Source organism: uncultured Flavobacterium sp. (assembly GCF_963975515.1).
Classification (GTDB): Bacteria; Bacteroidota; Bacteroidia; order Flavobacteriales; family Flavobacteriaceae; genus Flavobacterium.
In genome coordinates this window covers 104,966-117,302 of the sequence record NZ_CAXBGY010000004.1, presented here as the reverse complement: position 1 = coordinate 117,302, position 12,337 = coordinate 104,966, and the positions used below count along the sequence as shown (strand labels likewise).

10 protein-coding genes are annotated in these 12,337 nt (G+C 31.4%); all 10 read right to left on the bottom strand.

Going from position 1 to position 12,337, the window contains the following annotated elements; genetic code table 11:
* Nucleotides 1–59: 59 nt before the first annotated feature.
* Entirely contained in the window at nucleotides 60–1,424 is a 1,365-nt protein-coding gene (gene ftsA, locus AAC008_RS06900) for a cell division protein FtsA (RefSeq protein ID WP_339888287.1), read from the bottom strand.
* Nucleotides 1,425–1,431: 7 nt separating this feature from the next.
* A complete protein-coding gene (locus AAC008_RS06895) occupies nucleotides 1,432–2,154 on the bottom strand; it encodes a cell division protein FtsQ (protein WP_339888286.1) in 723 nt (240 codons plus the stop codon).
* Nucleotides 2,141–3,490, bottom strand: coding sequence for a UDP-N-acetylmuramate--L-alanine ligase (murC, locus tag AAC008_RS06890; RefSeq protein ID WP_339888284.1), 1,350 nt, complete (start codon nucleotides 3,488–3,490; stop codon nucleotides 2,141–2,143). The genes AAC008_RS06895 and murC overlap by 14 nt, the downstream gene beginning before the upstream one ends.
* A 62-nt stretch (nucleotides 3,491–3,552) precedes the next feature.
* Nucleotides 3,553–4,644, bottom strand: coding sequence for an undecaprenyldiphospho-muramoylpentapeptide beta-N-acetylglucosaminyltransferase (gene murG, locus AAC008_RS06885; RefSeq protein ID WP_339888283.1), 1,092 nt, complete (start codon nucleotides 4,642–4,644; stop codon nucleotides 3,553–3,555).
* Between the two features lie 2 nt (nucleotides 4,645–4,646).
* Complete coding sequence (locus tag AAC008_RS06880) at nucleotides 4,647–5,936, bottom strand: FtsW/RodA/SpoVE family cell cycle protein (protein WP_339888282.1); 1,290 nt, start codon at nucleotides 5,934–5,936, stop codon at nucleotides 4,647–4,649.
* Nucleotides 5,936–7,270 carry a UDP-N-acetylmuramoyl-L-alanine--D-glutamate ligase gene (gene murD / locus AAC008_RS06875; protein ID WP_339888281.1) on the bottom strand — a complete coding sequence of 445 codons (1,335 nt, stop codon included), beginning with the start codon at nucleotides 7,268–7,270 and terminating at the stop codon, nucleotides 5,936–5,938. The genes AAC008_RS06880 and murD overlap by 1 nt, the downstream gene beginning before the upstream one ends.
* 1 nt (nucleotide 7,271) lies before the next feature.
* Entirely contained in the window at nucleotides 7,272–8,492 is a 1,221-nt protein-coding gene (gene mraY, locus AAC008_RS06870) for a phospho-N-acetylmuramoyl-pentapeptide-transferase (RefSeq protein WP_339888280.1), read from the bottom strand.
* A 3-nt stretch (nucleotides 8,493–8,495) separates the two neighbouring features.
* Nucleotides 8,496–9,959, bottom strand: coding sequence for a UDP-N-acetylmuramoyl-L-alanyl-D-glutamate--2,6-diaminopimelate ligase (locus AAC008_RS06865; protein WP_339888279.1), 1,464 nt, complete (start codon nucleotides 9,957–9,959; stop codon nucleotides 8,496–8,498).
* The gene (locus AAC008_RS06860; RefSeq protein ID WP_339888278.1) at nucleotides 9,956–11,947 is read right to left on the bottom strand and encodes a penicillin-binding protein; all 1,992 of its coding nucleotides are present in this window, start codon (nucleotides 11,945–11,947) and stop codon (nucleotides 9,956–9,958) included. Before AAC008_RS06860 ends, AAC008_RS06865 begins: the two co-directional genes overlap by 4 nt.
* A complete protein-coding gene (locus AAC008_RS06855) occupies nucleotides 11,938–12,285 on the bottom strand; it encodes an FtsL-like putative cell division protein (protein ID WP_339888277.1) in 348 nt (115 codons plus the stop codon). The genes AAC008_RS06860 and AAC008_RS06855 overlap by 10 nt, the downstream gene beginning before the upstream one ends.
* Nucleotides 12,286–12,337 lie beyond the last annotated feature (52 nt).

The following is a 12,337-nucleotide window of genomic DNA, read 5'->3' as shown; positions in this document are numbered from 1 at the left end:
TTTTATTTTTTCTTAATTTAATCTTTTGCATTAATTTTTTACTAAATACTGCAAACTTTCTACTCTGCGTTGTCTAAAAATTCTTTAATTTTTTCGATATATTTATCAAAGAATGATCTTTTTACTTTTCCTTCTGTACTTTCTGAATCGTTGTTTGAAGTCACCATTTCATTATCAATAATTTCTTCTTCTTCAACTTTTATTTCAGATTGTTTAACCATTTCTTCTCTTTTCATTTCTACTAGTGGTGTTGCACTTTTAGTATTATTTCTAATACTATTCATTACTAAACCAACGGCAGTTGCATATAATGGACTTGAAATTTCTTCATCAGAATCTCCAGCTAAATGTTCGTTTGGATATCCGATTCTCGTATCCATTCCAGTTATATATTCTACTAATTGTTTGATGTGCTTCAATTCTGCTCCACCACCTGTTAAAACTATACCAGCAATTAATTTTCTTTTATTGTCTTCGTGACCGTATTCTTTAATTTCAGCATAAACTTGTTCAATAATTTCCACAACTCTTGCGTGAATAATTTTTGACAAGTTTTTAAGCGAAATTTCTTTTGGTTCGCGACCTCTTAATCCAGGAATAGAAACAATTTCGTTGTCTTTGTTTTCTCCTGGCCAAGCTGATCCAAATTTCACTTTTAGTAATTCTGCTTGTTTTTCAATAATCGAACAACCTTCTTTGATGTCTTCAGTAATTACATTTCCTCCGAAAGGAATTACAGCTGTGTGACGAATAATTCCGTCTTTAAAAATCGCTAAATCTGTTGTTCCACCACCTATATCTATTAAAGCTACACCAGCTTCTTTTTCTTCTTGACTTAAAACTGCATCAGCCGAAGCTAATGGTTCTAATGTTAATCCAGATAAATCTAATCCAGCACTTTTGATGCATCTTCCCACGTTTCTAATTGAAGCTGCTTGTCCAACTACTACGTGAAAGCTAGATTCTACTCTAGAACCGTACATTCCTACTGGTTCTTTTATTTCGGCTTGACCGTCAATTCTGAATTCTTGTGGCAAAACGTGGATAATTTCTTCTCCAGGTAGCATTGCCAATTTATGTACTTGACCAATTAATTGATCAATATCTGCATCGCCAATAACTTCTTCTGCATTTGGTCTACTAATGTAATCGCTATGTTGAATACTACGAATATGTTGCCCTGCAATTCCAACTACAACGTCATTTATTTTATAATCTGAATTTGCTTCTGCTTCTTGAATAGCTTGTTGGATTGACTGAATAGTTTGTGTAATATTATTCACAACACCACGATGTACACCTAAACTTTTTGATTTACCTATTCCTAGAATCTCAAGTTTACCGTATTCGTTTTGACGACCAATCATTGCAACAATTTTTGTTGTTCCGATGTCTAATCCTACTGCTATGTTCTCTTTTCCCATATCCAAATTATTTAGCACAAATTACCTGTTCTGTAAAAATCAGATTGACCGATTTATAACTTTTAATCAATGTATCTTTAGTTGCGTGTTGTAAAAACGCTTTGTAATTTTTGAACTTGGCTTCCAAATTGGTTTCTGTTCCAAAAATTACTTTATAGTTAAAATCTCTTACAGAAAAAACAATATTTCCTTTCTGTGTTTTTTTAATATCAACTATATTATGTTTTAGCATTTCGTCATTTTCAATAAAATTAAAAAGACTAACTAGTTGTTTTACTTCATTAGCACTAATCACACCGAAATATACAGGCACTCTTGGCGTGAAATTATCCGACAAAGGAACTTTATCTCCTTTATCGTCTAAATAGTAAGAACCATTTTCATTAAAAACCCTAATTATAGGTTTTTTCTGTTTTATTTTTGCAATTAAAAAACCATCGATTGAACAAAATACTTCAGAATTATCTACGTATTTGTTAGCATTCAATACATTTTCCAGCTTCTTCAAATCTACCCTTTCTTTTTTTACTTTGGAAGCACCTTGAAAATTTTGTATTAACAAGTTATTAACCATTGTTTCATTTAAAAAAGGATAATCATCTGCATTGAAAGCAATATTTATCTTCTGTATTTTTCGCTCTTGGTTTTTGATTCCAGAGAAAGAATACAAGAAAATCATTAGTGCTACTATGAGAACTAAACGTATATTATTCCAATTAAATTTTTTCACTTAAAGTCTTTTTTATTTCTGAAACCATTTCTCCTAAATCACCTGCACCAATAGTTACAAAAACTGTTGCGTTTGATTTAGTTAATTCGTTATTTATTTCTTCTTTTTGAACTACTTTTTTATTTTTATTCTCTATTTTGTTTAACAACCATGTTGAAGTTATACCTTCTATTGGAAGCTCGCGAGCTGGATAAATTTCCATTAATAGAATTTCATCGAATTTTGATAAACTTTTTGCAAAATCATCTGCAAAATCTTTTGTTCTACTAAACAAATGTGGTTGAAAAATGGCACAAACTTTTTGGTTTGGAAACAATTCACAAACTGCTTGATGCACTGCATTTATTTCTGTTGGATGGTGTGCGTAATCATCTATATAGGCTAATTTTTCTTCTCTAATTTGGAAAGAAAAGCGTCTTCTAATCCCTTTGAAAGATGCTAATGCTTTTTTAATCTTATCGGTTTCGACACCATATCTTTTTGCCATTGACAAAGCCATCAAAGCATTAGATAAATTATGATGTCCAGGTAAACCAAATTGGATGTTTTCGATTAATTCATTTTCTAATTTAGCATCAAACAAATAATAACCCTTTTCGATTTTTATATTTTGAGCCTTTATTTTTGCATCATCATTTATTCCGACAGAAACACCATCAAGAACCAAACCATTTGCATAAAACAAATTGGATTTATCTTCAACTTTAGCGGCAAATTCCCTGAAACTTTCTTCAATAGCAGAAGCATCACCATAAATATCTAAATGATCAGCATCCATTGACGTTATACAAGCAATATTTGGATGAAGGTGCAAAAATGATCTATCAAATTCATCAGCTTCAACAACGGTTATTGTTTTTCCATTTCCGACGAGGTTTGAATTATAATTTTCTACAATTCCACCTAAAAATGAAGTCACGTCTAAACCACTATCAAATAAAATATGTGCTAAAATACTTGAAGTTGTTGTTTTTCCGTGCGTTCCAGCAACAGCGAAACAAAAAGTATCTTTTGTAATTAGCCCTAGAACTTCAGCACGTTTCTTAACTATGTAATTTCTTTCGTTAAAATAATTCCATTCAGAATGCAAAACGGGTACAGCTGGTGTAATTACGACCAATGTGTTTTCTACATAATACTCTTTTGGAATTAAATCTATATTATCTTCAAAATGAACTTCAATACCTTCTTGTTGTAATTCTTTTGTTAATTGCGTTTGAGTTTTATCATAACCGCTTACATTTTTTCCAATATTTTTAAAATAGCGAGCCAAAGCACTCATTCCGATGCCTCCGATTCCTATGAAATAGATGTTATGTATTTGGTTTATATTCATTTTAAGTATAATCGCTTATTTGTTAAATTGTGTAATCGTATATTTTTGAATAGTTAAACGATTTAATAGTTCAATAGTTTAACAATCTCATCAACTATATCTTTTGTAGCATTTGGTTTTGCTAACTTTTTTATATTTTGACTTAATGTTTTCTGTTTTTCTTCGTTTGAAATTAAATCTTTAAAAACTGTCTCAAATTGGTTTTCTAATTCTGACTCTTTGATAAGTATTGCTGCGTTTTTATCACAAATTGCTTTAGCGTTTTTTGTTTGATGATCTTCAGCTACATTTGGAGAAGGAATAAAAATTGTTGGCTTTCCAATAATACACAACTCTGAAACTGACGAAGCACCTGAACGAGAGATTATAAAATCTGATGCTGCATAAACCAAATCCATTCTATCAATAAAAGAAACTACTCGAACATTTGCAGCAGTAAGGTTATTATATTGTTCATGATATAACTTACCCGTTTGCCAAATGATTTGAATATTATTCGCTAAAAGAAAATCTAATTCTTGAGCTATTAATTGATTTATTCTTCTTGCTCCCAAACTTCCTCCTAAAACCAACAAGGTTTTTTTTGCTTTATCTAAATTAAAATAATCTATAGCTTCTTCTCTTTTACTTTCAACTGAAATTAAATCTTGGCGAACTGGATTTCCAGTTAATTTGGTTTTCTCTTTTGGAAAGAAACGTTCTAAATTTTCATAAGCTACACAAATTGAATTTGCTTTTTTAGCCAATAATTTATTCGTAATTCCTGGATAAGAATTCTGCTCTTGAACTAGTGTTGGAATATTTAAAATCGTTGCCATTTTTAGTACAGCTCCAGAAGCAAAACCACCTGTTCCGACAACAACATTTGGTTTAAATTTTTTTAAAATTAAATATGAATTCCATAGACTAGACGTTAATTTAAATGGAAACATTGCATTTTTTAACGTCAATTTTCGTTGCAAACCTGCAATCCAAAGGCCTTTGATTTCATACCCTGCTTGAGGTATTTTTTGCATTTCCATTTTATCTTTTGCTCCTACGAAAAGAAACTCAGCATCTGGAAATTTATTTTTTAATTCATTGGCAATAGCGATTGCAGGATAGATATGTCCACCTGTCCCACCACCACTGATTATGAATTTTTTGATACTCATTATTATTGATTTAATACGGGTTCTAAAGGATTTTTACTTGATTCTTCTTTTGACTCCTTTTGTTCATCTTCTCTTTCTACTTCTAACTGAATTTCTTTATCAATAATTCTTTGTAAGGCATCATTTCTTTTTTCAGATTCTAATAAATCAGCTGCAACTTCTTCATCTTTTTTACTCACGCTCAAGATAACTCCAATTGCAGCACAAGTCATCCAAATAGAAGTTCCTCCACTACTAATTAACGGTAAAGTTTGTCCGGTTACAGGTAAAAGTTCAACCGCAACACCCATATTGATTAATGCTTGAAATATAATTGGAAATCCCAAACCTATAATTAACAATTTACCATAAAACGATGAAGCTTTATGTGCACAAACGATAAATCTAAAGAATAATAACATGTAAACGAACAATATGCCTAGTCCGCCAATAAGTCCATATTCTTCTACAATAATTGCATAAATAAAATCGGAAGAAGATTGAGGTAAAAAGTTTTTCTGCACACTTTTACCTGGACCAAGTCCATAAATTCTTCCTGAAGCAATTGCAATTTTTGCTTTATCAATTTGATAATTATCTTCATCTGTTTTATTAGTTGAAAATCGCTCAATACGGTTTTCCCAAGTTTTAACACGGTTTGGCATTGCATCCGGAAAGGCTTTTGCCATTAGTATAAACAAGGTTAACATCACAATTCCAGCACCAATTATTGCTGCTAAATACTTAATAGGATATTGTCCTACAAAAACTAACATACATACCATTACAAAAATTAATGCAGTGGTTGAAAAGTTAGCTGGCAAAATTAGAATCAGTACTAAAAAAACAGGCATCCACAATTCAATCAATGATGATTTGAAAGTGAATTCTTTCTCTTTTATTTTCGCTAAATACTTTGCTACATATACCATTAACACTATAAAGGCTAATGATGAAGTTTGAAAACTCAGCCCTACAAAAGGAATACTTATCCAACGACTTGCATTTGCTCCACCAATTGTTGTGCCTTGAAACATGGTGTAAATCAACAAAACAATAACTAAAGGCATCAATAACATTGACAAGGCTTTAGTATAATGATAAGGCATTTTATGCACAAAATAAATGATACAAAACCCCAAAAACAAATGACCCAAATGTTTTACTAAATAACCCAAAGTAGAGCCTTTACCTATTACATAGACAAGATTTGTACTTGCACTATATACTGGCATAAACGAAATCAAGGCTAGTAAAAACACTAGTGCCCAAATTCCTTTGTCTCCTTTTAAGTTATTAATAAAATTGTTCATTATAATCCTCTTACTGCACTTTTAAATTTATTTCCTCTGTCTTCATAATTTTCAAATAAATCAAAACTCGCACAAGCAGGTGATAACAAAACTGTATCTCCTCTTTCTGCAATTTTTTGAGCTACTTTTACGGCTTGTTCCATTGAAGAAGTTTCGACCATTATGTCTACAATGTTGTTAAAAGAGTCGATAATTTTTTTGTTATCTACTCCAAGACAAATGATGGCTTTAACTTTTTCGTTTACTAAAGGCATCAACTCTGTGTAGTCGTTTCCTTTATCAACTCCACCGACAATCCATATTGTTGGTGTTTCCATACTTTCTAGGGCAAAAAAGGTGGCATTAACGTTAGTCGCTTTTGAATCGTTTATGTACTGAACATTTTCAATTCTTAGTACTTTTTCTAAACGATGTTCTACTCCTTGGAAATTTGACAAACTCTCTCTGATTGTTTGTTTTCTAATGTTCATTAACTGTGCAATAGTTGTAGCAGCCATTGCGTTCTTCACATTATGCATTCCGTCTAGTGATAAGTTTGTTGTTGGCATATTAATTTGTTTGTTGTTTGTGATATTATAAAGGGTTTTGTTTTCTAAATAGCTTCCTTCTTCGACTTTGTGTTTTAATGAAAAAGGTAATTTTTTGGCTCTTATTTTATTATTATTTAGCCATATTGAAATAGCATCATCATCATCATCATATATTAAAAAATCATTCTCAGTTTGGTTTAAAGTCACTCTGAATTTTGACTCAATGTATAATCCGTAATCATAATTATATCGATCTAAATGATCTGGACTTATGTTTGTTATTACTGCAATATGTGGTTTGTAATTAACAATTCCGTCTAATTGAAAACTGCTTAATTCTAACACATAAACATCTACTTTATCTTCCGCTACTTGCCATGCAAAACTTTTTCCAATATTTCCTGCAATTCCAACATTTAAACCTCCTTGTTTTAACAAATGATAGGTTAACAATGTTGTGGTTGTTTTTCCATTACTTCCTGTGATACCTATTGTAATTGCATCTGTATATTGATAGGCAAATTCAATTTCTGAAATAACTGGAATGCCTTTTTTTACAAGTTTTTTAACTATTGGAACATTCTCAGGAATACCTGGACTTTTCATCACAACATCAGCATTAAGAATTAAATCTTCTGTATGCTTTTCATCTTCCCAGTTAATTTTATTAAGTCCAAGAACTTCTTTATAATTATCTTTAATTTTTCCGAAATCAGACACAAAAACATCGTATCCTTTTTTCTTTCCAAGGATTGCTGTTCCTACTCCACTTTCTCCACCACCAAGAATTACAAGTCTTTTCATACTATCTTAGTTTTAAGGTTACAATTGCTAGAATAGAAAGCATGATGGCAACAATCCAAAAACGTGTTACTATTTTACTTTCGTGATATCCTTTTTTTTGATAATGATGATGTAACGGTGACATGAGAAAAACTCTTCTTCCTTCGCCAAATCGTTTTTTAGTGTATTTGAAATAACTTACTTGAATGATTACTGATAAATTTTCGGCAAAAAAGATGGCACAAAGAATAGGCAGTAATAATTCTTTTCTAACAGAAATTGCTAATACTGCAATGATTCCTCCAATGGTTAAACTTCCTGTATCACCCATAAAAACTGATGCTGGATAAGAGTTATACCATAAAAACCCAATTAATGCTCCTATAAATGAAGCTATGTAAACAGTCATTTCACCCGAATTTGGGATATACATTATATTGAGATAATCAGACAAAATGATATTCCCCGAAACGAATGTAAAAATACCAAGTGCCAAAACTGATATGGCTGATGTACCTGCTGCGAGACCATCGATTCCATCTGTAAGATTTGCCCCGTTTGAAACAGCAGTGATAATAAAAATCACAACTGGAATAAAAATTATCCAAGCCCAATTTTCGTAACCATCACCCATAAAACTTAACACTTCGGCATAATCGAACTCATTGTTTTTGAAAAAAGGAATTGTTGTTGCTGTTGATTTTTCTTCCAACATTGATTTTAAAGCAGTGTTTGAAGCAGTAACTCTAGTTTCTGCAGTATCTTTTCTTACTGTAACCCCATCGTTGAAATACAAAACACTTCCCACAATTAACCCCAAACCAACTTGACCTATTACTTTAAAAATTCCTTTTAAACCTTGTTTATCTTTTTTAAAAATTTTGATATAATCATCTATAAATCCAATAGTTCCCATCCAAAGAGTAGTTACTATCAAAAGAATCACATAAATATTATCTAACTTGGCTAATAATAAAACAGGTACAAGTGTTGCAATAATTATAATGATTCCACCCATTGTTGGTGTACCAGCTTTTTCTTTTTGACCTTCTAAGCCCAATTCTCTAACCGTTTCTCCGACTTGTTGATTGCGTAAAAAGTTGATGATTCTTTTACCAAAAACTGTAGAAATTAGCAATGATAAAATAATAGCTAATGCCGAACGAAAAGTAATATATTGAAATAACCCAGCTCCTGGAACATCAAAATTGCTTTCTAAATATTGGAACAAATAATATAACATCTTCTATTTATTTAGTTGGGTTAATAATTCGGTTACTATTTTTAAGTCATCAAAATCATGTCTAACTCCGTTTATTTCTTGGTAGTTTTCATGACCTTTTCCTGCAATTAGTATTATATCGTTTTCATTTGCCATGATACAAGCCGTTTTTATAGCTTGCTTTCTATCTACAATTGAAACTGTCTTCTTAAAGTTTTGAGGTTCAACTCCTTTTTCCATATCTTCGATAATTGTTTCAGGAACTTCCGTTCTTGGATTATCTGAAGTCAAAATAGCTTTATCACTTAATCGTGAAGCCACGTCTGCCATTATTGGACGTTTAGTTTTGTCTCTATCTCCACCACAGCCAACAACTGTAATTAATTGTTCATTTTTAGTCCTAATTTCTGATATCGTTTGCAAAACATTTTCAAGTGCATCAGGAGTGTGAGCATAATCAACAATTGCTGTAATTTTTGATTTTGAAATGATAAATTGAAATCTTCCTGCTACACTTACTAATTCACTTAATAAGCGTAATGCTTCAATCTTTTCTATTCCTAATTCGATAGCTACTCCATAAATTGCTAACATGTTGTAGGCATTGAAGTTTCCGATAAGTTTTACCCAAACTTCATTGTCATTTATTTTTAATAACAAACCTGTTAATTGACTTTCTAAAATTTGTGCTTTATAATCTGCATACGATTTTAGAGCATAAGACAATTTTCTAGCTTTTGTATTTTGAAGCATTACACTTCCGTTTTTATCATCAACATTTGTCAAGGCAAAAGCACTTTTAGTTAAACCATCAAAAAAGCTTTTTTTAACATCTCTATATTCAGCAAATGAGCTGTGATAATCTAAATGATCGTGAGATAAATTAGTAAAAACGCCACCTTCAAACTGCAAGGCTTCAGTACGCTTTTGGTCTATTCCGTGCGAGCTTACTTCCATAAAACAAAATTCACAACCTTCATTAACCATTTCGTTTAAGTAATGATTGATTGTTAGTGAATCTGGTGTTGTATGCGTTGCTTTGTATTCGTACTCATCGACAAGAATTTTTACTGTTGAAAGTAACCCAACTTTGTATCCAGCTTTTTTGAATAGTTGATATAATAATGAAGCAACAGTTGTTTTTCCGTTTGTTCCTGTAATTCCGACTAATCTTAATTGTGAAGAAGGATTATCGTAAAAATTATTTGCTAAAAAGGCTAAAGCTTCGTTGGTGTTTTTTACTTGAATGTAAGTCACACCATTGATTATTCTTTCAGGAAACTCTTCACACACAACTGCTATTGCTCCTTGATTTACTGCTTTTTCAATAAAATTATGCCCATCAGAAACAGAACCTCTTATAGCTACAAATACATCATTCAATGAAACTTTTCTTGAATCAAAGTCAATTGAATTAATAGCAACATCTGTTGATCCTTTTACGGCTTCAATGGCTACTTTGTATAATATGTCTTTTAAAATTTTCACGATAATTCTAATGTTACAACTTGGTTTTTATTGAATCTTTGTCCTTTATCTACTGATTGTCTTACAACCTTTCCTCTTCCAATTACTTTTACTTTTAACCCAAGATTTTCCAAGAGAACAACAGCATCCATAACAGGCATTCCTTTTACATTTGGCATTATATTCTCACTTGTTTTTATGTCATATAGCTTAGTATATGACTTTTCTTGACTTGGAATTTTATTATCTAATTTCTTTACTTCATTTGTCGAAGGAGCATCTGTATAAATTTTTTGTGCAATACGTTTAAAAACTGGCCCAGCAACATCAGCACCATAATAACCAGCTTCTACATTTGGTTTATGCACCACTACAATGCAAGAATACTTTGGTTCATCCGCAGGGAAATAGCCTACAAAAGATGAAGCATAATAAAGTTTCGATTTATCTCTATAATTCATTTGAACGGTTCCTGTTTTTCCGGCCATCGAAAAATTTGGCGAATATAATTTTGAACCCGTTCCTTTTTTAACCACATTTAACAAAATTGCTCTTACCTTCTTAAGGGCTTCATCAGAACATATTTTTTCATTAATCACTTCTGTTTCAAATTTTTGAATTGACTTATTCCATTCTTTAATTTCCTTTACAAAAAAAGGCTTAATCATCTTTCCATCATTTGCAACAGCATTATAAAGTGCTAAGGTTTGCAATGGAGTTACAGACACACCATAACCATAAGCCATCCACGGCAAGGCAATTCCAGACCAAGCTTTTGTACCAGGTTGTGGTATTTTTGGTATTCCTTCACCAATAAATTGCAATCCCAAAGGTTTATTTAAACCATAAGTATTAATTCTATTTACAAATTCGCTTGGATTATCTTTATAATTCTCATGAACTGCTTGCACCAAAACCGTGTTTGATGAAAGTTCAAATCCTCTAGCTAAAGATATCTTTCCATAACCACCTTTGTGAGAGTCACGAACTGATTTTCCATAATACTTCACAACTCCACCTTGTGTATCGTATACCTTGCTAGTATCTACTTTTTTATCATCCAATAAAGCAATTAAATCTACCAACTTGAATGTAGAGCCAGGTTCTGTTGATTCAGCTACAGCATAATTTTGAGTTTCGTAATAGGTTCCGTCTTCATCTCTTCCTAAATTTGAAATAGCTTTTACTTCACCCGTTTTTGTTTCCATTACTACTACACAACCATGGTCAGCTTGGTAATATTCTAGTTGTTTTAACAAAGCATGATGTGCAATATCTTGGATGTAAACATCTATTGTTGAAATAATATCATAACCATCTTGAGGCTCTAATTCATTAACATCGCTAATTGGTTTCCATTGATTTTTTGCAATTTTCTGCATCATTCTATGCCCATTGCTTCCGTCTAAATATTTTTTAAAGGCATATTCAATTCCTTTTCCATTTGTTGATCCGTCTGCATTTAATCTTTCATACCCGATTGTTCTTTCAGCAATTTTTCCGATTGGATGTTCGCGAACTGTTTTCTGTTCCGTAATGATTCCACCTTTGTAAGTCCCTTTATTGAACAATGGAAATCCTTTAATCTTCATATACTCAGTATAGCTTAATTTTCTAGCTATTAATAAGTATCTATTTTGTGAAGCTCTTGCTCTTCTTAATTCTGTTAAAATTTGACCTGCTGGTTTTTGTAAAAGAATAGATAATGAATCCGCAAGCATACTTACATTTTCTTCAAAATCTTCCTTTTTTGGAGCTATTGCATCAAAACGAACTGTATATTCTGGAATTGATGTAGCTAATAAACTTCCGTCAGAAGAATAAATATTTCCTTTATTCGAAGGAATTTGAAAATTTTTAACCGTTAAATCTTTAGCCAATTGGCGGTAATAGGGTCCGTCAACCCATTGTATATTGGTTAGTTTTATAACAACGAGAACAGCTATCACAAACATGATACCTGCAACCAAATACATTCTTAATGAATTATTTTTTTCCTCTATTGCCATATTTTATCAACTATACTTTTTTCTTCTGTTTTTAAAACTTTTATTTTTTGGGGCGAAACTTCAGAAGGTTTTATGCCTCTAGCTTCCATTTTTGTTGTAATTGTAGATTCCATTTTAAGTTTCATTAAATCAGAACGTGTGTCTACAAATTTTGAACGCAATTCTTTTACTTCATTTGTCAACTCGGTAATTCTATAATTCTTTGCATCATATCTATGATTATTTGCAATCATTATCATGGCTAAAACTATTAGAAACACAATAAACTTCCAGTTCTTTAATGAGTCATCACTCACCAAAAATTTTGCTTTTAACAAACTGTAGATATTTGCTTTCATGTATGTAAAAGTTTATTTTTTTATATATCCTATATGGTATTACTTTTTTAAT